Here is a 19,196-nt window from a genome sequence, read left to right on the forward strand (position 1 = left end):
TCGTCATCCCGGCCTTGAGCCGGGATCCCGCTTCTTCTTCTCTTCGTCTTGCTGCAAGGCAGCGGGACCCCGGCTCAACGCCGGGGTGACGCGGGATTCAATTCCCCCTCGATCGGCCCGCGGCGCCATTCGCTTCGGCGCCGCCAGACTTCTCCCCAGGTCGCCGCGCTCCCGCCGAACCGTTCCTTGTTCAGCTTCGCTGCCAGACCGTAGCCGAGCGCGCGGATGCCGGCGGCGGCGACGACCATCCGCCGCGAGGAGGCGCGGCTGCGCGGCGGGAAATGATCGTCGATCATGCCGATCGTCGAGCTGAAGGTGTGGATCAGCTTGCCGGCGCGGTTGCGGGTGCTGCCGCCGTCATAGTGGATCACGGTCGCGTCGGGCGTGATCATCGGCCGCGCGCCCCGCTTCGCCGCGCGCATGCACAAATCCGCTTCCTCGCCGAACATGAAGAAGCGGCGGTCGAACCCGCCCAGCTCGCGCCAGAAATCGCGGTCGATCAGGAACAGGCAGCCGGTGACGATGTCGACGTGCCGCGCGCTGTCGCGCAGCCAGCCGGGATAGGCGCGCGGGTTGAACAGTTTCGATTTCGGAAAGGCCGCCGACAGGCCGGTCGCGAAGGCAAAGCTGGTCCAGGGCGTCATCCTGCCCCAGCACGAGGTCGGGTTCAGCGAACCGTCGGCATAGAGCGTGCGCCCGCCCCAGATGCGCGCCTCCGGGTGCTCCCGGCTGAACGCGACCAGATTGTCGATCGCACGGTCGAGCACCACCGTGTCGGTGTTCAGCAGCAGCAATTTCTCGCCGCGCGCCACCTCTGCCTGCAGGTTGGTCGCCCGCGCGAAGCCGTGATTCTCCGCCTCCGCCATCAGCCGAACCTGCGGAAATTCCCGCGCGATCGCTTCCGCCGACCCGTCGCTTGAGCCATTGTCGACGACGATCACTTCGAAACGCGTGCGGGTCGTCTGCGCATAGACGGAGCGCAGGCAGTCGAGCGTCATCTCGCGCGTGTTCCAGTTGACCAGCAGGACCGAGACTTCGGGCGCGGGCTCGCTCATGCGGCGGCCCCGCGCGGGAATGCCCGCCAGACCTTGGGCGACACCGTCGCGATCGGCTCGAACCCGACCTTTTCGAAGGCGCGGCGTGCGGCCTTGTTCCAGATCTTGCAGTCGACATAGATCTCGGCGTCGGCGCGATGCTCGTGCGCCAGCAGCGTGCGCACTACGGCCGGCGCGATGCCCTTGCCGCGATAGGCGTGCGGCGTCACGACCGCGTAGATCACCTTGTCGTCGTCGCGGAGCGGCCGGTACCAGCCCGGCAGCGCCGCGCCGCGGACCAGCCAGACGCAGCTCGCCGGGCGGCCGCCGTCCAGCGCGATCCACAGCGCCGCGCCTTCGGCGAACCGGGCCGCATACCAGGCGCGCGGCATGCCCAGCGGATCGGTTTCCCTGAACACGGTCGCGGGAACCTCCGCCAGCCGGTCGATCCGGCGAATGTCGAACGCGGCCGTCTCGGGCGGGAAGGCGCGCGGCTGCCAGCGATAGAGCACCAGCCGCCGTTCGACCTTCGACCAGACCCGCGCGCGCAGCTGGGCGCCGATCGACTCGCGCCAGTTGGCGCCGCCGATCGCGCGCAGCCGCGCGGCCAGACTCCCGATCGAACCCATTGCGGCGCGTCGCCTCCCAATGACACTTCCCGAGCAGAGGGGACTGCCCTACAGACCCTTGGGTTAAAAAAACAGGGATACCGATGCTCGAATCGCCCATCGCCTCTGCGCGAGCGGTCGCGCTGGACGAGGCTTTTGAGCTTGCCGCGCGCTTTCGCGATCTTCGTTACGTGCAGCATCCCGGCTACGCGATCGAGGCCGCCCGGGCCGTGGGCGCGCGTGTGGAATTTCTGGCGATCGAAGACAATGGCGAGGCGATCGGCTTCGCCGCCGCGCGACTGAAGACGCTGCCGGTGTTTGGGTTCGGCCTCGCCTATGTTCATCGCGGTCCCACGACCATTTTCGCCGAAGGGCAATTCGACGCCGACCGGTGGGGCCGATGCGTCGAGGCGCTGGTCCGTCACTATCGCCCCGCGGGGCATCTGTTGCGGATTTCGTCGCCGCTCTGGTGCGACGAAGAGGACGCTCTGACTCCCTATTATCGCGGCCTCGGTTTCGTGCGCACGCCGGCAGGCGGCAGGACGATCGTGATGGACCTCGCTCCGTCACTGGAGGAGCTTCGTGGCCAGCTTCATGCCAAGTGGCGCTCGCACCTCAACAAATCGCTTCGGGCCGATCTGACCGTCACGCGTTCGACCGGTCTGGCGGAATTCGACAGGTTTCAGCCGCTGCTTGCCAACCTTGCTGAGAGAAAGCGGTTTCGTACCGTGCAGGATGCCTGCTTCTTCGGCGCGGCGGCGCAGCATGGCGGTGCGGACGACATTGTCCTTCACCTGGCCTGGCAGGGCGACGAACTCGTCGCCGGTCATGTCGGTACCTATACCGGCGACACCGCGGTCTATGTGCTCGGCGCGAACACACCGGCTGGCCGCGACGTGCGCGCCTCCTATTTCCTTCAATGGCAGGTGATCGAATACGCCAAGTCGCGCGGTATAACCTTCTACGACCTAGGTGGAATCGATCCGCGCGCCAACCCCGACGTTTATCATTTCAAGGCCAGGATGGGCGGGCGCGAGGTCGCGCATGCCGCGCAGTGGGAGCTGGCGACCGGCCTGGTCGCGCCGCCGCTCGTCCGCCTGGCCGAAAAGGCGCGCGCGGCGCTCTCCCGCCGCTAAGGCCGGATTGCCGCATATGGGGGAGGCGCTGGCCCCGCCTCCACGATATGTTGTGGATTAGCCGTGGTTTTGCTTGGCGGATTCGGGCGGAAGGCCTATCGTCCCGGTGCGACGCGGACGGGGATTCCGCCATCGCGCCGCCGCGCCGGGGAGGGGCCTCGAATGATGCAGACCATGGACCCGATTCGCGCCGCAGCCGGTAGGCCGCGCGGTGCCCGTTCAGCCGGCTTCCTCTTCCTCGAACAGCTCCGCCGCGTTGGCGCCGGTCGCGCTGAGGCGGACCTTGTCGCCCTCGACGCCGGCGACCAGCCCGACGGAGATATAATGGTGGTGCCCTTCATGGCTGCCGGTGCCGCTGTCTTTCTTGGTCAGCTTGATGCGGTCGCCCTCGACATGGTCGACGGTGCCGACATGGACGCCGTCGGCGCCGATCACGTTCATATGCTCGCGGATCTGGCTGAGGTCGGTCATTTACACTCCTCCTTCGTTTCGCGATCCCAACGCACGGAAAGGGAGATGGTCGCATGCGCCTGAACCGCTCCGCCGCGGCGCTGCCGCTGCTGCTCGCCCTCGCCGCCTGCGCCCGCCAGGCCGGCAGCGCGGTCGAGCACGGACCCGACACGCCCGGCTTCCTGCTCGGCGTGTGGCACGGCTTCATCTTCCCGGTCGCCTGGGTGCTCAGCCTGTTCATGCCGGACGTCGCGATCTACGCGGTGCCGAACAATGGCGGCTGGTACGATTTCGGCTATTTCGTCGGCATCGTGTTCCTGGGCGTCGGCGCGCGGAGCACCCGCACGGTATACCGCACCCGCATCGTCCGGACGCGCGACTGATGGCGCGCCGCCCCTCCAATCCCCATATTCGGTTCAAGTCGGAGTAACGCCCATGCCTCTTCTCGAAGCCCGCAAGCAGTACAAGCCGTTCGAATATCCCTGGGCGTTCGAGTTCTGGAAGCGCCAGCAGCAGATCCACTGGATGCCGGAGGAAGTGCCGCTGGGCGAGGATTGCCGCGACTGGGCGCAAAAGCTCACCAATCATGAGCGCAACCTTTTGACCCAGATCTTCCGCTTCTTCACCCAGGCGGACGTCGAGGTGCAGGATTGCTACCACGACAAATATGGCCGCGTGTTCAAGCCGACCGAGATCAAGATGATGCTGACCGCGTTCAGCAACATGGAAACGGTCCACATCGCCGCCTATTCGCACCTGCTCGACACGATCGGCATGCCCGAAAGCGAATACAGCGCCTTCCTCCAGTTCAAGGAGATGAAGGACAAGCATGATTACATGCAGCAATTCTCGGTCGACACGGACGAGGACATTGCCCGCACGCTCGCCATGTTCGGCGGCTTCACCGAGGGGCTGCAGCTGTTCGCCAGCTTCGCGATGCTGATGAACTTCCCGCGCTTCAACAAGATGAAGGGCATGGGCCAGATCATCAGCTGGTCCGTGCGCGACGAGAGCCTGCACTGCGAAGGCATCACCCGCCTGTTCCACGCTTTCGTGAAGGAGCGCGACTGCCTGACCAAGTCGGTTCGCGAGGACATTCTCGATTGCTGCCAGAAGACGGTGCGGCTGGAGGATGCGTTCATCGACCTGGCGTTCGAAATGGGCCCGGTGCCCGGCATGACGCCCAAGGAGATCAAGAAGTATATCCGCTACATCGCCGATTGGCGCCTGGGCCAGCTCGGCTTCGCGCCGATCTACATGATCGACGAACACCCGCTCCCCTGGCTCGCCCCGCTGCTGAACGGCGTGGAGCACGCCAATTTCTTCGAGACGCGCGCGACGGAATATTCGAAAGCCGCCACCCGCGGAAACTGGAACGAAGTCTGGGACAATTTCGACCGGCGGAAAGCGGCGAAACTCGGCGTCGTCGCGAACGAGGACGAAGGCGGCGAGGACATGTTCGCACGGGCGGGCGTGGCGGCTGAATAGAGCGGGGCCTGATTGGCTAATCCGGTTTTGCTCCTCGGGGCCGGTGTCTCCATCGACGCCGGCCTCCCGAACGCTTTCGATTTAACACGACGAATTTATAATGAATTGGCTATCGCTCAACGAGAAGAGGCCAAGCTATTTGCCTATGTTATAGGCAAGCTGATCACACGGCAGGCCAAGCTAGGAGTCTCGCCGTTCAGAGAGGTAAACGTTGAAGAAGTTTATGATGCGCTCAAACGCTTTCTAAGCCGAGATAGCGACATTCTGGCGGAGTTTGTTTATAGCTGGGACCCTGTTTCCTTTCCTTCTGCACAAACGTTTGATGTTCATCGCTTTGCTGCCTCGATGGGCAGTGCCTTTGACGTACGTCGGTCTTTGGATCGCATTAGCGTGACAGCGAACAATAGAGCGCTGCGTGACGCAGCGCAGCAAATCTCTGACGCAGTTCGCCCGAGTCATCATCAATATGATCTGGAATCGTCCCTGCGACCCTACCTTCAAGTGCTGGTTGCGTGTTTGCAGCCGAAAGAAGACAGCTTCGGATACCTGACGAGTTTGATTAGATTCTCGCGAGAACGGGTAAGCGCAATAGCGACACTCAACTACGACACGTTGCTTGAACGGACGTGCGGCCAGGACAGCACGGCCTTCGACTACGGACTGAGCGGCTGGAACGACAGAAAGTACGTTCGTTTTGGGAAGAAGGGGTTGCCCCTAATAAAGCTTCACGGTTCGATTAACTGGGTCGAAGATGGAGACGACATTTCGGTTGTTGAGAGTCCGAAAGTGCATCAGAGACGGGGGCTGATATTTGGTGGGCAAGGGGATAAACTGGTCTCTCATGGCCCTTACCTCCAGCTCAGGCATGAGTTTCAAAAGCTGCTCAATTCGACCAACGTCTTCGGCATTATCGGATACTCATTTCAGGACCGGCACCTCAACGCGATCATCCGAGCCTGGGTTTCAAGTCGGCGAAAGGCTAAGCTGGTGATATTGGATCCAGGAACTCCGCGCTTGGGTCATGACGTTTTGGGAAACTGGGTGAGTACTGACAAGGACGGTCGGATCACGCGCTATAAGGTCGAGATTGAGCACATCGCTGAAACTGCCGCAAACGGGATGGAGCGCTTCCTGCTCTCACTTACTAGGCCTCCACGACCCGGCCCGCTGGCCTAAAGTCAAGTAAGTCCGGCTTTCTCAAGTATGGAAGCACTCGGTTCGATGCCAGGCCAGATAGCGGGAATGTGGCCGGTGCGCTGATGAGCTAGGCAGCCGCGCCCTTCGATCCGCGTAGATGATTTTTTCCGCACCCTCGATGTCATTGATCTTGCGCGACAACAGGATTTCGCCGTCGTCACTCAACGAAATCAGCCCGCGATCGAACATCCAATGCACGGTTCCGGATAGCGCGATGCCGTTGGTGACGACATCCGGCCCACCGGCTTCCACACTCATGATGTGCGCCGCCTGCGTCTCGGCTCTGCCGCCGCCGTTGATCAGTTTCATGCCGGTCAGCGCGCAGCGGCAGTCATAGACGTCCAACACGCGCTTGCGGAATTGCCGGTTCCGAACGGTGCGATTGACCAGCATCGTCGCCCGATCAACCGGCCCCAGCCACGGTGCCGGCTCTTCCTGGACCAGCGCGGGAACGGGGTTGTCCTCGTCCACGCGGGGCAGCAACTCGTCCTCTTCGATCAGGCCGAGGCCGACGATCCGATTGAAATCCGCGTCGGAGATCGGCCGGATCGACTGGATCGCCCGGCCATTGTTGAGGCGACCGTCCGGGCTGAGCAGCCCACTTTCGACCGCCTGGCCGTCCAGTTGGAAAGGCACGTCGCGCCCGAACTCCAGATATGATCCGGGCTCGATCAGGGCCAGATACATGCCTTCGGTCGCGGGATCGGGAACGATCCGCTCCACCTTGGCGACGGCATAATAGCCGCGTCGGCCCGCCCGGCGCGGTTCCTGGTAGATGATCCAGTTGCCGACCACCTTCGCGGCGTTAGCCATCCAGCGCGTTGGAAACCGATAGAAGCGCTCCGGTTCGTCCTCATAGATGGAGTGCGATCCGATGACGAAAACGCCCTTGCTCGTTCCTTGGCGCAGCGTCTCGAAGGGTAAGCCGAGCCAGCGATAGGTGCCTTGGTCAATGAACTCGATCGCGCCAGCATCCCGAAGCTGCTGCAACTCCCGGCTCAGGGTCTGGTAGGGTGTGGCACCCGCCGAGCCGGTCTCGGCCACCATTGCGTCCAATTCGGATTCGATCAGCGATTGGCGCGTGAAAACCGGAGAGCCGGTCTTGGCAACATGCCGCCGCACGGCATTTGCCACCGCTTCGGACCAACTTCTCCCCGCCACCGCTTGCCCCCGCTTCTGTGGCCCGACAGACTAGAGGCATGGCGCAAACGGACAAGCCCGTCGCGATCGTCTGCCGTACCTGCGGTTCGCAGCACGTCAGCCGAGATGCCTGGGCCGATTGGGACAGCGCGCGTCAGGAATGGGTGCTCGGTGCGGTTTTCGATTACGCGCACTGTCACGACTGTGACGGCGAGACGAGCCTGGACGAGGTGCCGCTAGCGGGCACGTGCGGATAAATCATCCGCTTGCATCCAGTTTCGTAACTGCATATCTGTAGCTACAGATGGGCTGGACGTGGGACCCGATCAAGGCCGCGACGAACCGGCGCAAGCACGGCGTTTCGTTCGAAGTTGCTGCCTTCGTCTTCGGCGACCCTCTGATCCTGTCGCAGCCGGATACACATCCGGACGGAGATCGTTGGCAGTCGCTTGGCGCCGTTGGAGGCGTGGTGCTGTTCGTGGTCCATACCTGGCCGGATGATGAGAGCGACGGCCGTATCATCAGTGCGCGGCGGGCGACGCCGCACGAAAGGCGGAACTATGAAGAAGGCGAGTAAAGAGCTCCCGCAGCATCTGCGCGACGAACTCGCGGCACTTGCAGCGATGCCGGACGATACGATCGACACGTCCGACATTCCCGAAGTGACGGATTGGTCGAACGCCGTGCGCGGCAAATTCTACCGGCCGGTCAAGCAGCAGCTCACGTTGCGCCTCGATGCCGATGTCGTCGACTGGTTCAAACGGCATCCGGGGCAGGAAAAGGGCTACCAGACGCGCATTAATCGCGCCCTTCGCGAATATGTTGAGCGCGAGGAGCGGAGGGCGGGCTGAGGACTGCCGCGACCTGAACGCGACTCGCAAGAATTCCCTGTCCTACATCGAACCAAATGGGATAAGATCGCGACTCCTTGCATCAACGGGAGCAGCAATATGGGCAGGCAGGCGGCGCGGGAGATGACGGTCGAGGAGTTCGACGCCTGGTGCAAGGCGGAGGACCGGGTCGCAGCGGTCGGTCAGGCGGCGGACGAAACGGGCGGGCCGCGTCTGTCGCTGGTGCCGGCGCCCGAGCAGGAGATCGCCTGGCCGACCGACCTGCTGCCGCCCTCCGATGCACCGGCGGAAGGCGAGCCGCCCGCCGCGCAGCCATTTGACGGGATCCCGCTGGAAGACAGCCGCAAGCGGCTCGCCGGGTGGAGCGCGGAGCGGCAGCGCGTCTTCCTGTCCTGCCTCGCGGAAACCGGATCGGTTCATCTGGCGAGCAGCGCCGCGCGGTTGTCGGCGCGCTCCGCCTATCAGCTGCGGGTGCGTTCGCCCGGCTTCGCCGCCGCCTGGGACGTGGCGGAGCGGCTCGCCGTCGGGCGGCTGTCCGCGCTTGCCTTCGATCGGGCGATCAATGGCCGCACCGAGCAGGTCTGGCACGACGGCGAGTTGGTCGCCGAAAAGCGGATGCCCAGCGACAAGCTGCTGATGTGGCTGCTCGCCCGGCTCGATCCCAGACGCTACGCCGCGCCGTGGGAGCAACGCCGCGACGACGCTGCCGACCCGCAGGCCGAGGCGCGGGGCGCCTTCGCCGGCCAGCTCGACGCCCTCACCGACACCGCCGCCGACGGGTGAGCAGGCAGGCGCCGAACGGCCATGGCCAGTGCGACCTTTCGTGACCTTTCGAAGCGCCGGCGCTGCAACGACGCCCACATCCGGCGAGTTGATGCCGCATGGTGCTCGTCCAATCCGAAGCCGTCGCACAGATCGAGTACGACGCGGCCACGCGCACGCTGTTCGTGCGGTTCACCAGCGGCGAATGGTACAGCTATGCGGGCGTGCCGCCGCGCGTGCATGCGGACTTCGTCGCGGCGGAGTCGAAGGGCCGCTTCTTCCAGGATCACATCCGCGGCCGCTACGCCTATCGGGGCCCCTGCTGGTGCCGGCTTGACCCTATCGCATCAGCCGCGACGGCCTCGCGGCGGTGCGTCCGCAATTGGATCAGAGATAGAAGAATGGTCTCACACGAAGATCACGAAGACACGAAGAAGTGCGCCGGGCATCTTCGTGCCTTCGTGGCTTTGTGTGAGCCCAATAGAAAACGGGCCCGGAGCGTGTCGCGCCGGGCCCGTCCCTGTTTCGTCAGCCTTGCGCCCGGCTTACGCCGCGACGCGCGCGCCTTCCGGCAGGGCCGCCTTCACCTGGGCGACGATCGCCGCAAAGGCTTCGCCCTCGTGCATCGCGATATCGGCCAGGACCTTGCGGTCCAGCTCGACGCCGGCCAGCTTCAGGCCGTGCATGAACACGCCATAGGTCAGGCCTTCGGCCCGGGCGGCGGCGTTGATGCGCTGGATCCAGAGCGCGCGGAAGTTCCGCTTCTTCACCTTGCGGTCGCGATAGGCATATTGGCCGGCCTTCTCGACCGCCTGGCGCGCGATGCGGATCGTGTTCTTGCGACGGCCGTAATAGCCCTTCGCCTGATCCAGAATGCGCTTGTGCTTCGCCTTCGTCGTGGTGCCGCGTTTCACACGTGCCATTGTCGGTCCTCCTTACTTCAGGCCGTAGGGGGCCCAGGCCTTCACCGTCGCCGTGTCGGCGTCGGAGAGGACGGAGGTGCCGCGGTTCTGGCGGATATATTTGCCGTTGTGGCTGATCAGGCGGTGGCGCTTGCCGGCCACGCCGTGCTTCAGCTTGCCGGTCGCGGTGATCTTGAAGCGCTTCTTCACACCGCTCTTCGTCTTGAGCTTGGGCATTTTCGTCCTTTCGATGTGTTCGACGATTATGGACGGCCACGGCAGCCCACACTGGCCGGGCAGTCCTTCCTTATCGCGAAGCGGCGGCTCCTAGCGGGAGAGCGGCGCAATTGCAACCGGAAGCGGCGCAAAGGGGTTGACCCCCGTTATGAACGAGATGGCCCGGCCCGGCGCGTTCGACGAAGCGCATCCGATCCGTCGCGATCCGGTCACCACGGCGGCGGCCAGCCTGGTCGCCGTGCTGGCGACGATCGTCGGCCTGATCCTGCTCGCCTGGACCGTGCTCTACGTGACCAAGGGCCGGTTCCTGAAGCACAGCTTCGAGAAATATGCCAGCCGCGCGGCGCTGCGCGACGTCCGCGTGGCGGGCGATTTCCAGCTCTATTTCAATCCGATCGACATCAAGTTCCTGGCCGAAGGGCTGACGATCACCAATCCGGCATGGGCGAAGCAGCCCTATTTCCTGAAGTCGAAGCTGATCGACAGCGACATCAAGACGATCCCGCTGATCTTCGGCCGGCAGCGGGCCGACTGGCTGATGCTGCTGGGCGGCAATCTCGACCTCGAATGGAGCGCGGACGGCAAGCAGAACAGCTGGACGCTCGGCAAGCCCACCGGCAAGCCGCTGGAGCTGCCGGACATCCGCCGCGCGCTGATCCTGGGCACGCGCATCCGCTATTCGGACCCGCGCATGCAGCTGTCGGCCAATATCGGCATCGACACGGTGCGCGCGCAGGACACGCGCTTCGCCAGCGACATCCGCTTCTCCGGCGACGGGTCGCTGCGCGATCGTCCCTTCACCCTGTCCGGCAGCCTGCTGTCGCCGAACGAGACCGTCACCGGCGGCCAGAACCGGTTCCGCATGCACGCGGAAGCAGCGCGGACGGTGCTCGACGTGTCCGGCACCTTGCCGGGCGCGACGCGGATCGAGGGCGTGCCGCTCGATTTCCGCGTCCATGGCTACAACCTCGCCAACCTGTTCGACTTCATCGGCGTCGCGGTGCCGGACACCCGCGCCTACAATCTCCGTTCGGTGCTGACCAAGCAGGACGGCGAATGGCGCTTCACCCGGCTGCGCGGGCGGTTCGGCGACAGCGACCTGGCCGGCCGGCTGACCGTGGCGCTGAAGGACCGTCTGAAGCTCGACGCGGAGCTGTCGACCCAAAGCCTCGACATGATCGATGCCGGCCCCTTCGTCGGCTATGACCCCGAGCGGCTCGACGCCAATGGCGGCAAGGTGGTGCGGACGGAAGGCGGCACGCCGCGCATCCTCCCCGACGCGCCGCTGAAGGTCGACGCGATCCGCGGCTTCGACGCCGACGTGCACTGGACGGTCCGCCGGATCGCGGGCGACAAATGGCCGATCTCCAACATCGACCTGACGCTCGATCTCGATCACAGCCTGCTGAAGCTGTCGCCGCTGACGTTCGATCTGGACCGCGGCCATGTCGCGTCGGACGTTTCGATCGATGCGCGCCGCAAGCCGGTCTTCACCAATCTCGACCTGCGGCTGTCGCCGACGCCGATGGGGCGGCTGCTGAAGGGCTTCGGCGTCGAGGAAGCGGGCACGACGGGCACGCTGAAGGCGCGCGCGCGGCTGGCGGGGCCGGGCGACAGCATCCGCCAATGGCTCGGCAATTCCGACGGCCGCATCGCGATCATCATGCCGCAGGGATCGCTCTGGGCGCGCAACGTGCAGCTGTCGGAGCTCGATATCGGCACCTTCATCTGGAAGATGTGGGAAAAGAAGCTGAAGGAGCCGGTCGAGATCAATTGCGGGCTGATCGCCTTCACGGTGCGGAACGGCATCGCGGCGGCCGATCCGATCCTGATCGACACGAAGAAGAACGTGATCCTCGGCCGCGGCGGCTTCAGCTTCAAGAACGAGGCGCTGGACCTGCGCATCCGCGCCGATGGCAAGCGCTTCAGCCTGTTCTCGGGGCAAAGCCCGGTCGGCATCGGCGGCTATTTCGCGGCACCGAGCCTCGACGTGATCAGCCCGCAGCTGATCGCGCGCGGCGGCGCCGGGCTGGGCCTCGGCGCAGTCGTGTCGCCGCTCGCCAGCGTCCTTGCCTTCGTCGATATCGGCGACGCCAAGTCGGCCGCCTGCGGCCCGGTTCTGGCCGGCGCCCATGCCAGCGCCCAGCGCACCCGGGGCGGCGAGCCCCGCGATGATGTCGGCAACGGCACCACCGCCAAGTCCAAGTCCGGCAAGCGCTCGCCCGAGGAGCGGCAGAAGCAGCGCAAGAAATTCCTCGGCATCTTCTGAATCGCCGCTACCCCGCCGTCATGATATAAGCGCGCGCGAGCGGGGACGCGACTCGCCCGGCATCCTTTCGCAGCCGGGCGCATAAAGGAGGGTCCCATGCGCATGCATCCCGCATCGCGTCGGCGTGCCGCTCTGTTCGGCGCGTCCTGTGCAGCCTTGATGGCGGCGAGTTCCGCTTCCGCCGCGAACCAGTCAGTCGCTCAGATCAACCTGGTCACCGACGATCAGATGTTCCTCGCCAGCCAGGGCTTCGCGCCGGCCGCGACCCAGGATGCCGACCTGATCAACCCCTGGGGCATGTCCTTCTCCGCGAGCAGCCCGTTCTGGATCTCGGACCAGGGCGTGGGAAAGGCGACGCTCTACAACGGCTTCGGCGCCAAGCAGGGGCTGACGGTCACGATCCCCGGCAGCATGGGCGGCCCGAGCGGACCGACCGGACAGGTGTTCAATCCGACGACCGACTTCGTGCTGCCCGCCGACGGGGCCAAGGCGAATTTCATCTTCGCGAATCTGAACGGCACCTTTTCAGGCTGGAACAACGGACTCGGCACCAATGCCGCCGTGGCCGCGATTACACCGGGCGCCATCTACACGGGCTTGGCTATGGGCAGCACCAGCGGCGGGCAGAACCGCCTCTACGCGGCCAATGCCGGCCAAGGCCGCGTGGACGTCTTCGATTCTGCCTTCATGCTGACCTCGTCGTCCGGTTTCGTCGATCCCAATCTTCCGGCCGGTCTCGCTCCGTTCAACATCGTCAATGTCGGCGGGCAGCTCTACGTGACCTATGCTCCGCCCGGGCCCGATGCCGACGAGGCCCCGCTCGGCACCGGCGTCGTCGATATCTTCACGACCGACGGCGCGTTCGTGCGGCGGTTCGCGACCGGCGGCAACCTGCTGTCGCCTTGGGGCGTGGCCAAGGCGCCCGCGGGGTTCGGCGCTTACGGCGGTGCGATCCTGATCGGCAATTTCGCGGAAGAAGACGGCTTCATCAACGCCTTCCGCGAGAGCGACGGCGCCTATCTGGGCATGCTGGCGACGGGGGCGGACCCGTTCCGCATGCCCTATCTGTGGAGCCTGGCGTTCCGCACCGGCGGCGTGGGCGTCGATCCGGCCGCGCTCTACTTCACCGCCGGCATCGGCGACGAGGAGCACGGCCTGTTCGGCCAGCTGACGGCGGTGCCGGAGCCGGCGACCTGGGCGCTGATGCTTGCCGGCTTCGCGTGCGCCGGCGCGCGGATCCGTAAGGACCGCGCTCAGCTGCTGCCGGGATAGGTTTCGCGCCTCAGCAGGCGGGCAAGGTGGGCCGCGTTGGACGCGGCCGCCCTGGCCGTGGCCGCGATCTTGTCGGGGACCTGGGGCAGGTCCTTGAAATCGGTCTTGCCCATCGCTTCGCCGACCCAATAGGTCGCGGCGGCGGCGGGGACGCTGAAGCCGACATCGTTCAGCGCCTGCAGCAGCGATGCGGTGATGCTGTGGGCGCCGTCCTCGTTGCCGACGATGCCGACCAGCACCGTCTTGCCATAGGCCGGCGTGCGGCCCTGATCGTCGGTCTCGCCCAGGAACGCATCCATCCGCTCCAGCACGCGCTTGGCGATGCTCGACATCTGGCCCAGCCAGACCGGCGTGCCGAGGATCAGGACGTCGGCGGCAAGGATTTTCGCGCGGATCGCCGGCCACGCATCGCCGGCGCCTTCGTCCGACGTGACGCCCGGCTTCACGTCGTGACGGGCGACGCGGATTGTCTCCGCCAGCCGCACGTCGTGCTTCGCGAGCTCGCCGGCGATCAGGCCGATCATGCGGTCGGTGGAGGATTCACCCTCGGGTTTGAGCGTGCAGTTGAGCGCGATTGCGGAAAGAGCCATGCCCGGCAGACGCACCGGGCCCCATCGGGTTCCTAGGCTCCCCTTGCGTCTTCGTCCGGCGTCGTCAGGTAATAAGGCTCGACCGGGCCGGTCAGCTTGATCGTCAGCGGCCGGCCGTGCCGGTCCATCTTCTTGCCCAGCGCGACGCGCACCCAGTTTTCGGAAACCGAATATTCCTCCACGTCGCTCCGCTCGGCGCCTTTGAAGCGGATGCCGATGCCGCGGCCGAGCACGTCGGCGTCGTAATGCGGGCTGCGCGGGTCGTTGGAGAGGCGGTCGGGAGGCGTGTCGGTCATGGCCGCGCCTTTAGCCGTGAGCCCTAGGCCGCCGCAAGCGCCGCGGCGCGGGCGTTCGCGGTGCGCAGGTCAGCGACGAATTGCGCATATTCGCGCGCCTTGTCCGCCTTTTCCCGCAGGCGAAGGAGATAGCTCGGGTGAATCGTCACCCAGCACTCGCCGCCGTCCTCCAGCTTGATCGGCCGCCCGCGTGCGCCGGAAATGGTGACGACCTTGTGCAGCAGCGACCGTGCCGCGGTCGCACCCAGCGCGACGGCCACCGGCGGGCGGATCAGCATCCGTTCCTGGTCGATCCACCAGCGGCAGGCCTCGATCTCCGGCCCATTGGGCTTGGAATGGATGCGCCGCTTGCCGCGCTGCTCAAACTTGAAATGCTTGACCGCATTGGTGACGTAGGTGGTGCCGCGCTCCACCCCGGCCTCTTCGAGCGCGCGGTCGAGCATCTGCCCCGCCGGACCGACAAAGGGCTGGCCGGCCAGGTCCTCCTGGTCGCCCGGCTGCTCACCGACCAGCATCAGCTTCGCGCTCACCGCACCTTCGCCGAACACCGTCTGGGTCGCGCATTTGTAGAGATGGCAGCGCGTGCAGACCGTCGCTTCCTCGCGCAGCGCTTCCCACGCCCTTTGGCTGTTGCTCACCACGCCCGGACAACGCCGCGGCGGGCGGGAGGGTTCAGCCCTGCGCTTCGGGGGGAGCGGTCAGCTTCCGGACGAAGCCGATCAGCCCGGTCTGGCGGCTGCGCTTCAGCCGCTCGGCCTGCAGGATGGTGCGGACCTGCTCGAAGCAGCGGACGGCGTCGTCGTTGACCAGCACATAGTCATAGCCGTCCCAGTGGCCGATCTCGCTGGCCGCGCGCGACATGCGGGCATCGATCACTTCGTCGCTGTCGGTGGCGCGGGCGCGCAGCCGCCGCTCCAGCTCCGCCATTGAGGGCGGCAGGATAAACACGCGGACCACGTCGCCGCCGGCCAGCTGGTGCAGCTGCTGCGCGCCCTGCCAGTCGATGTCGAACAGCACGTCGTTGCCGGAGGCGAGGATCTCGTCGACGGGCTTGGCCGGGGTGCCGTAGCGGTGGCCGAACACATGCGCCCATTCGAGGAACTCGCCGGCCGATGCCATTTCCTTGAACCGGGGCAGATCGACAAAGTGGTAGTCGACGCCGTCCCGCTCGCCCGGCCGAATCGCGCGGGTGGTCGCCGAGATCGACATGCGCAGCAGCGGATCGGCCTGGAGCAGCATGCGCGATATGGTCGACTTGCCCGCTCCCGAAGGGGAGGAGAGCACGAACAGCACGCCGCGGCGGCGGAATTTATGCGGATCGTCGGCGCGGGAAGAAAGCAGGGTCGTCGGGCGAAGCATGGCCGCTCGTGGCGAAGAGTCGGGCAGAGGTCAACATATCTGGGCCGCGACCCAGGCCTCCGCTCGGGACGAGCGGAGGAAGCGGCTACGGATTCGACCGCTCCTTGCGCCGGTCCAGCGCCTTCTTGGCGACATAGGCGCCGCCGAGCGCGAGACCGAGCGGCCCCAGCCGGCGCATCGCGCCCACCGCTGCGGCACCGAGCAGCGCGCCTTTGGCGCCGCCCTTGCCGTCGCGCCGATCGATCTCGCGGCCGACCAGCGCGCCGATAATCTTGCCGATCATCTCAATCTCCTCGCTTCGCCCGGGAAACGCCCGAGCGCGCCGCTTTCTCCGCCAGGCCGGCGACGCCTTCGCGCCGTTCCAGCTCGTCCAGCACGTCGTCGAAACCGAGCCCGAGGCTGTCGAGCAGAACCGCCAGGTGAAATACAAGGTCCGCCGCTTCGCCCTTCAGGGCCTGGGCGTCGCCCCGCGTGGCGGCGATCACTGCCTCGACCGCTTCCTCGCCGACCTTCTGCGCGATCCGCTCGCGACCCTGAGCGAGCAGGCGTGCGACATAGGAGGTGTCCGGATCGGCGCCACGGCGCGCGCGGATCGTCGCGGTCAGGCGGGCGAGGCGGTCGTCAGCCATGGGAGCGCACCGGATAGCCGGCCGCGGCGAGCGCGGCATGAGCCTGCGCGATCGTGTGATGGCCGAAATGGAAGATCGAGGCGGCGAGCACGGCGGAGGCATGGCCGTCGCGAATCCCCTCGACCAGGTGGTCGAGCTCGCCGACGCCACCGCTCGCGACCACAGGCACGGAGACCGCGTCGGCGATCGCGCGGGTCAAGGCAAGGTCGTAGCCGCCTTGGGTGCCGTCGCGGTCCATCGACGTGACGAGCAATTCGCCGGCGCCCCGTTCCGCCAGGCTCACCGCATGCGCGATGGCGTCGATCCCGGTCGCGCGCCGGCCGCCATGGGTGAAGACTTCCCAGCGACCGCGCGCGACGCCCCGCGCGTCGATCGAGGCGACGACGCACTGGCTGCCGAAGCGGTCCGCGATCTCGGCGATCACTTCGGGCCGCTCGACCGCGGCGGAGTTGACCGCGACCTTGTCCGCGCCGGCGAGCAGCAGTGCGCGCGCGTCCTCGACCGATCGCACGCCGCCGCCCACGGTCAGCGGCATGAAGCACACCTCCGCCGTGCGGCGGACCACGTCGACCATCGTGCCTCGCGCTTCGTGGCTGGCGGTGATGTCGAGGAAGCAGAGCTCGTCGGCTCCGGCCGCGTCATAGGCGCGCGCCTGCTCGACCGGATCGCCGGCATCCTCAAGGTCGACGAAATTGACGCCTTTCACCACCCGTCCGCCGGCGACGTCGAGGCAGGGGATGACGCGGACGCGGACGGTCATCGCGCCGCCGCAATGGCTTCGGCCAGGTCAAGCCGACCGTCATAGATCGCGCGGCCGGCGATCACGCCTTCGATCCCCGCGCACGCCTTCAGCGCGCGTATGTCCTCGAGGCCTGCGACGCCGCCGCTGGCGATCACCGGCAGCGATTGCGCCGCCGCCAGTGCCGCGGTCGCCTCGACATTGGCGCCTTTCAGCAGCCCGTCGCGGCCGACATCGGTGAACAGCAAAGCGGCGACGCCGGCATCCTGGAAGCGGCGGGCAAGATCGATCACCGGCACGTCGGATACGTCCGCCCAGCCCTGGGTCGCGACCATGCCGTCGCGCGCGTCGACGGCGACGACGATCTGGCCCGGAAAGTCCCGCGCCGCGTCTTTCACCAGATCCGGATTGGTCAGCGCGGCGGTGCCGATCACTGCGCGGTCGATGCCGAGGCGAAACCAGCGCTCCAGGCTCGCGCGGGAGCGGATGCCGCCGCCCAGCTGGATCTTGCCCGGGAAGGTGACGCCGATTGCGCGCACCGCTTCGCCATTGACGCTCTCGCCGGCAAAGGCGCCGTCCAAGTCGACGACGTGCAGCCAGTCGGCCCCCGCTGCGGCGAACCGCTCGGCCTGCGCCGCCGGATCGTCGGCATAGACGGTCGCCCGCGCCATGTCCCCCTCGGCCAGCCGCACGACCTGGCCAGCCTTGAGGTCGACGGCAGGGAAGACGATCATGGTTTCCACTCCAGGAAGCGTTGGAGGAGCGCCAGACCGTAAACCTGGCTCTTTTCGGGATGGAACTGCACGCCGATCATGTTGTCGCGGCCGATCGCGGCGGCGCGCGGGCCGCCGTGATCCGTCTCTGCGAGCACGTCCGCGCCTTGATAGGCGAAGGCGTGCAGGAAATAGGCTTCCCCGGCGGCGATCAGCGGGTGAGGCGCGGTCGGCAGCACGTCGTTCCAGCCCATGTGCGGGACTTTCAGGTCCGCGTGCGGCTCGATCGCCCGGACCGTGCCCCCGCACCAGCCGAGGCCGCGCGTCTCGCCATGTTCCTCGCCCTGCTCCGCCATCAGCTGCATGCCGACGCAGACGCCGAGGAAGGGGCGTCCTTTCTCCTGCACGGCCGCGTTCAGGGCTTCGATCATTCCGGCTATGCCCGACAGCGCTCCCATCGCCGCAGCGAATGCGCCCACGCCGGGCAGCACGATCCGGTCGGCGGCGCGGACCGAAGCCGGGTCGGCGGTCACCTCGACGCATCCGGCGCCGGCCGCCTTCAGCGCGTTCCACACCGATCGCAGATTGCCCGCGCCATAATCGATCAGCGCGACGGTGCTCATCCGACCAGCCCGGTGAGGCCTGGCGCCACCATCGACGCCGTGAAGGAAATCACGTCCGCCGTCGCGACACCGCTGGTGACGAACGGATCAGTGGCGACGAGACGGTCGATCGTATCCTTCTCGCCGCGGCAGATCAGGACGCCGCCGGTGCGGGGGCTGCGGCGCCCGGAGGCGAGTACCCGGCCCTCCGCATATTGCCGGCGCAGCCATTCGAGATGAAGATCCAGCACCGCATCGACCGCGCTCAGGTCGGGCACATAGGTGAGCACGACGACGCACAGCGGCGCGTCGGCGCGAACCGATCCTTCGGAACTCACAGCACGCCTTTTGTGCTCGGCACGGAATCGGCCTTGCGGGGATCGATCTCGACCGCCTGCCGCAGCGCCCGGGCGACGGCCTTGAACGCGCTCTCGACCAGATGGTGGTTGTTGCGGCCGTAGAGGTTCTCGATGTGCAGTGTCAGGCCGGCGGTCTGGGCGAAGCTGTGGAACCAATGCTCGACCAGCTCGGCATCCCATTCGCCGAGCTTCTCCTGGGTGAAAGCGAGCTTCCAGACCAGGAAAGGCCGGCCTGAAACGTCGACCGCGGCCCGGGTCAGCGCCTCGTCCATCGGCGCATAGGCGGTGCCGTAGCGCATGATCCCGCGACGGTCGCCCAGCGCCTTCGAGACCGCCTCGCCGATCGCAAGGGCCGAATCCTCGGTCGTGTGGTGCTGGTCGATGTGCAGGTCGCCCTCGACACTGACGTCGAGGTCGATCAGCGAATGCCGGCTCAGCTGCTCCAGCATATGGTCGAGAAAGCCGATGCCGGTCGCGACGCGATAGCTGCCGGTGCCGTCGAGATCGACCGCGACGGCGATCTTCGTCTCAGCCGTGTTTCGGTTCACCGTGGCGGCGCGCAT

General features: G+C 66.4%; 25 protein-coding genes and 2 pseudogenes. 10 read left to right on the forward strand and 17 right to left on the reverse strand.

The annotated features are described in order from the left end of the window. Positions 1 to 74: 74 nt before the first annotated feature. Positions 75 to 1,055 (reverse strand): glycosyltransferase family 2 protein, encoded by a 981-nt coding sequence (locus tag GON01_RS14115; protein WP_157027999.1) that lies wholly within the window; start codon positions 1,053 to 1,055, stop codon positions 75 to 77. Next, the gene (locus GON01_RS14120; RefSeq protein WP_157028000.1) at positions 1,052 to 1,663 is read right to left on the reverse strand and encodes a GNAT family N-acetyltransferase; all 612 of its coding nucleotides are present in this window, start codon (positions 1,661 to 1,663) and stop codon (positions 1,052 to 1,054) included. Before GON01_RS14120 ends, GON01_RS14115 begins: the two co-directional genes overlap by 4 nt. Positions 1,664 to 1,746: 83 nt before the next feature. On the opposite strand from GON01_RS14120, the gene GON01_RS14125 reads away from it, so the two are divergent. Beyond that, positions 1,747 to 2,778 (forward strand): lipid II:glycine glycyltransferase FemX, encoded by a 1,032-nt coding sequence (locus GON01_RS14125; RefSeq protein WP_157028001.1) that lies wholly within the window; start codon positions 1,747 to 1,749, stop codon positions 2,776 to 2,778. Between the two features lie 219 nt (positions 2,779 to 2,997). Here the strand turns inward: GON01_RS14125 and GON01_RS14130 are convergent, their stop codons facing one another. Next, positions 2,998 to 3,249 (reverse strand): DUF2171 domain-containing protein, encoded by a 252-nt coding sequence (locus GON01_RS14130; protein WP_157028002.1) that lies wholly within the window; start codon positions 3,247 to 3,249, stop codon positions 2,998 to 3,000. 53 nt (positions 3,250 to 3,302) lie between these two features. Here GON01_RS14130 and GON01_RS14135 point away from each other — a divergent pair, with 53 nt between their 5' ends. The 3 genes from GON01_RS14135 to GON01_RS14145 are packed head-to-tail and all read left to right on the forward strand — an operon-like array spanning position 3,303 to position 5,892. Then, a complete protein-coding gene (locus GON01_RS14135; protein WP_157028003.1) occupies positions 3,303 to 3,611 on the forward strand; it encodes a hypothetical protein in 309 nt (102 codons plus the stop codon). 52 nt (positions 3,612 to 3,663) lie between these two features. Continuing rightward, complete coding sequence (locus GON01_RS14140; RefSeq protein ID WP_157028004.1) at positions 3,664 to 4,716, forward strand: ribonucleotide-diphosphate reductase subunit beta; 1,053 nt, start codon at positions 3,664 to 3,666, stop codon at positions 4,714 to 4,716. Between the two features lie 12 nt (positions 4,717 to 4,728). Beyond that, complete coding sequence (locus GON01_RS14145) at positions 4,729 to 5,892, forward strand: SIR2 family protein (RefSeq protein WP_157028005.1); 1,164 nt, start codon at positions 4,729 to 4,731, stop codon at positions 5,890 to 5,892. A 21-nt stretch (positions 5,893 to 5,913) separates the two neighbouring features. Here GON01_RS14145 and GON01_RS14150 read toward each other — a convergent pair whose 3' ends face one another. Next, on the reverse strand, positions 5,914 to 7,047 hold the full coding sequence (locus GON01_RS14150; RefSeq protein ID WP_309503301.1) for an HNH endonuclease: 1,134 nt from the start codon (positions 7,045 to 7,047) through the stop codon (positions 5,914 to 5,916). 310 nt (positions 7,048 to 7,357) lie between these two features. On the opposite strand from GON01_RS14150, the gene GON01_RS14160 reads away from it, so the two are divergent. The 4 genes and pseudogenes from GON01_RS14160 to GON01_RS17465 form a co-directional block, all read left to right on the forward strand. Beyond that, positions 7,358 to 7,630, forward strand: a complete 273-nt coding sequence (locus GON01_RS14160) for a BrnT family toxin (RefSeq protein ID WP_157028007.1) — start codon at positions 7,358 to 7,360, stop codon at positions 7,628 to 7,630. Then, positions 7,614 to 7,904, forward strand: coding sequence for a BrnA antitoxin family protein (locus GON01_RS14165; protein ID WP_157028008.1), 291 nt, complete (start codon positions 7,614 to 7,616; stop codon positions 7,902 to 7,904). The genes GON01_RS14160 and GON01_RS14165 overlap by 17 nt, the downstream gene beginning before the upstream one ends. A 99-nt stretch (positions 7,905 to 8,003) precedes the next feature. After that, entirely contained in the window at positions 8,004 to 8,687 is a 684-nt protein-coding gene (locus GON01_RS14170) for a hypothetical protein (protein WP_157028009.1), read from the forward strand. A 98-nt stretch (positions 8,688 to 8,785) separates the two neighbouring features. Continuing rightward, a pseudogene (locus GON01_RS17465) lies at positions 8,786 to 8,959 on the forward strand (KTSC domain-containing protein); the annotation flags it as partial. 252 nt (positions 8,960 to 9,211) lie between these two features. Here the strand turns inward: GON01_RS17465 and rplT are convergent. Continuing rightward, complete coding sequence (rplT, locus tag GON01_RS14180; protein ID WP_157028010.1) at positions 9,212 to 9,589, reverse strand: 50S ribosomal protein L20; 378 nt, start codon at positions 9,587 to 9,589, stop codon at positions 9,212 to 9,214. A 12-nt stretch (positions 9,590 to 9,601) separates the two neighbouring features. Next, on the reverse strand, positions 9,602 to 9,805 hold the full coding sequence (gene rpmI / locus GON01_RS14185; protein ID WP_046349202.1) for a 50S ribosomal protein L35: 204 nt from the start codon (positions 9,803 to 9,805) through the stop codon (positions 9,602 to 9,604). 148 nt (positions 9,806 to 9,953) lie between these two features. On the opposite strand from rpmI, the gene GON01_RS14190 reads away from it, so the two are divergent. Both GON01_RS14190 and GON01_RS14195 read left to right on the forward strand, forming a co-directional pair. Continuing rightward, complete coding sequence (locus tag GON01_RS14190) at positions 9,954 to 12,074, forward strand: AsmA family protein (RefSeq protein ID WP_157028011.1); 2,121 nt, start codon at positions 9,954 to 9,956, stop codon at positions 12,072 to 12,074. A 159-nt stretch (positions 12,075 to 12,233) separates the two neighbouring features. Continuing rightward, complete coding sequence (locus GON01_RS14195) at positions 12,234 to 13,346, forward strand: TIGR03118 family protein (RefSeq protein WP_181599991.1); 1,113 nt, start codon at positions 12,234 to 12,236, stop codon at positions 13,344 to 13,346. Here GON01_RS14195 and GON01_RS14200 read toward each other — a convergent pair. The 11 genes and pseudogenes from GON01_RS14200 to hisB form a co-directional block, all read right to left on the reverse strand. After that, complete coding sequence (locus GON01_RS14200; protein WP_157028013.1) at positions 13,328 to 13,936, reverse strand: flavodoxin family protein; 609 nt, start codon at positions 13,934 to 13,936, stop codon at positions 13,328 to 13,330. The genes GON01_RS14195 and GON01_RS14200 overlap by 19 nt on opposite strands. 32 nt (positions 13,937 to 13,968) lie before the next feature. After that, positions 13,969 to 14,232 (reverse strand): DUF3297 family protein, encoded by a 264-nt coding sequence (locus GON01_RS14205; RefSeq protein WP_157028014.1) that lies wholly within the window; start codon positions 14,230 to 14,232, stop codon positions 13,969 to 13,971. Positions 14,233 to 14,255: 23 nt separating this feature from the next. Beyond that, a pseudogene (locus GON01_RS14210) lies at positions 14,256 to 14,888 on the reverse strand (UdgX family uracil-DNA binding protein); the annotation flags it as partial. A gap of 16 nt (positions 14,889 to 14,904) precedes the next feature. Then, positions 14,905 to 15,591 (reverse strand): guanylate kinase, encoded by a 687-nt coding sequence (gmk, locus tag GON01_RS14215; RefSeq protein WP_157028015.1) that lies wholly within the window; start codon positions 15,589 to 15,591, stop codon positions 14,905 to 14,907. A gap of 85 nt (positions 15,592 to 15,676) precedes the next feature. Further along, the gene (locus tag GON01_RS14220) at positions 15,677 to 15,874 is read right to left on the reverse strand and encodes a hypothetical protein (RefSeq protein ID WP_157028016.1); all 198 of its coding nucleotides are present in this window, start codon (positions 15,872 to 15,874) and stop codon (positions 15,677 to 15,679) included. Between the two features lies 1 nt (position 15,875). Next, complete coding sequence (locus GON01_RS14225) at positions 15,876 to 16,220, reverse strand: phosphoribosyl-ATP diphosphatase (protein WP_157028017.1); 345 nt, start codon at positions 16,218 to 16,220, stop codon at positions 15,876 to 15,878. After that, a complete protein-coding gene (gene hisF, locus GON01_RS14230) occupies positions 16,213 to 16,980 on the reverse strand; it encodes an imidazole glycerol phosphate synthase subunit HisF (RefSeq protein WP_157028018.1) in 768 nt (255 codons plus the stop codon). Before hisF ends, GON01_RS14225 begins: the two co-directional genes overlap by 8 nt. Next, a complete protein-coding gene (gene hisA / locus GON01_RS14235) occupies positions 16,977 to 17,693 on the reverse strand; it encodes a 1-(5-phosphoribosyl)-5-[(5-phosphoribosylamino)methylideneamino]imidazole-4-carboxamide isomerase (protein ID WP_157028019.1) in 717 nt (238 codons plus the stop codon). Before hisA ends, hisF begins: the two co-directional genes overlap by 4 nt. Then, positions 17,690 to 18,295, reverse strand: a complete 606-nt coding sequence (gene hisH, locus GON01_RS14240) for an imidazole glycerol phosphate synthase subunit HisH (protein WP_157028020.1) — start codon at positions 18,293 to 18,295, stop codon at positions 17,690 to 17,692. Before hisH ends, hisA begins: the two co-directional genes overlap by 4 nt. Continuing rightward, positions 18,292 to 18,612 carry a YciI family protein gene (locus GON01_RS14245; RefSeq protein WP_309503305.1) on the reverse strand — a complete coding sequence of 107 codons (321 nt, stop codon included), beginning with the start codon at positions 18,610 to 18,612 and terminating at the stop codon, positions 18,292 to 18,294. The genes hisH and GON01_RS14245 overlap by 4 nt, the downstream gene beginning before the upstream one ends. Then, positions 18,609 to 19,196, reverse strand: coding sequence for an imidazoleglycerol-phosphate dehydratase HisB (gene hisB / locus GON01_RS14250; RefSeq protein ID WP_157028021.1), 588 nt, complete (start codon positions 19,194 to 19,196; stop codon positions 18,609 to 18,611). Before hisB ends, GON01_RS14245 begins: the two co-directional genes overlap by 4 nt.

This window comes from Sphingomonas horti (assembly GCF_009753715.1).
Lineage (GTDB): Bacteria > Pseudomonadota > Alphaproteobacteria > Sphingomonadales > Sphingomonadaceae > Sphingomonas_B > Sphingomonas_B horti.

Excerpts from the sequence above, each read along its gene's own strand:
- GON01_RS14115 (WP_157027999.1), bottom strand. The coding sequence starts at position 1,055 with ATGAGCGAGCCCGCGCCCGAAGTCTCGGTCCTGCTGGTCAACTGGAAC.
- GON01_RS14120 (WP_157028000.1), bottom strand. The coding sequence starts at position 1,663 with ATGGGTTCGATCGGGAGTCTGGCCGCGCGGCTGCGCGCGATCGGCGGC.
- GON01_RS14125 (WP_157028001.1), top strand. The coding sequence starts at position 1,747 with ATGCTCGAATCGCCCATCGCCTCTGCGCGAGCGGTCGCGCTGGACGAG.
- GON01_RS14130 (WP_157028002.1), bottom strand. The coding sequence starts at position 3,249 with ATGACCGACCTCAGCCAGATCCGCGAGCATATGAACGTGATCGGCGCC.
- GON01_RS14135 (WP_157028003.1), top strand. The coding sequence starts at position 3,303 with ATGCGCCTGAACCGCTCCGCCGCGGCGCTGCCGCTGCTGCTCGCCCTC.
- GON01_RS14140 (WP_157028004.1), top strand. The coding sequence starts at position 3,664 with ATGCCTCTTCTCGAAGCCCGCAAGCAGTACAAGCCGTTCGAATATCCC.
- GON01_RS14160 (WP_157028007.1), top strand. The coding sequence starts at position 7,358 with ATGGGCTGGACGTGGGACCCGATCAAGGCCGCGACGAACCGGCGCAAG.
- GON01_RS14165 (WP_157028008.1), top strand. The coding sequence starts at position 7,614 with ATGAAGAAGGCGAGTAAAGAGCTCCCGCAGCATCTGCGCGACGAACTC.
- GON01_RS14170 (WP_157028009.1), top strand. The coding sequence starts at position 8,004 with ATGGGCAGGCAGGCGGCGCGGGAGATGACGGTCGAGGAGTTCGACGCC.
- rplT (WP_157028010.1), bottom strand. The coding sequence starts at position 9,589 with ATGGCACGTGTGAAACGCGGCACCACGACGAAGGCGAAGCACAAGCGC.
- rpmI (WP_046349202.1), bottom strand. The coding sequence starts at position 9,805 with ATGCCCAAGCTCAAGACGAAGAGCGGTGTGAAGAAGCGCTTCAAGATC.
- GON01_RS14190 (WP_157028011.1), top strand. The coding sequence starts at position 9,954 with ATGAACGAGATGGCCCGGCCCGGCGCGTTCGACGAAGCGCATCCGATC.
- GON01_RS14195 (WP_181599991.1), top strand. The coding sequence starts at position 12,234 with ATGGCGGCGAGTTCCGCTTCCGCCGCGAACCAGTCAGTCGCTCAGATC.
- GON01_RS14200 (WP_157028013.1), bottom strand. The coding sequence starts at position 13,936 with ATGGCTCTTTCCGCAATCGCGCTCAACTGCACGCTCAAACCCGAGGGT.
- GON01_RS14205 (WP_157028014.1), bottom strand. The coding sequence starts at position 14,232 with ATGACCGACACGCCTCCCGACCGCCTCTCCAACGACCCGCGCAGCCCG.
- gmk (WP_157028015.1), bottom strand. The coding sequence starts at position 15,591 with ATGCTTCGCCCGACGACCCTGCTTTCTTCCCGCGCCGACGATCCGCAT.
- GON01_RS14220 (WP_157028016.1), bottom strand. The coding sequence starts at position 15,874 with ATGATCGGCAAGATTATCGGCGCGCTGGTCGGCCGCGAGATCGATCGG.
- GON01_RS14225 (WP_157028017.1), bottom strand. The coding sequence starts at position 16,220 with ATGGCTGACGACCGCCTCGCCCGCCTGACCGCGACGATCCGCGCGCGC.
- hisF (WP_157028018.1), bottom strand. The coding sequence starts at position 16,980 with ATGACCGTCCGCGTCCGCGTCATCCCCTGCCTCGACGTCGCCGGCGGA.
- hisA (WP_157028019.1), bottom strand. The coding sequence starts at position 17,693 with ATGATCGTCTTCCCTGCCGTCGACCTCAAGGCTGGCCAGGTCGTGCGG.
- hisH (WP_157028020.1), bottom strand. The coding sequence starts at position 18,295 with ATGAGCACCGTCGCGCTGATCGATTATGGCGCGGGCAATCTGCGATCG.
- hisB (WP_157028021.1), bottom strand. The coding sequence starts at position 19,196 with ATGCGCGCCGCCACGGTGAACCGAAACACGGCTGAGACGAAGATCGCC.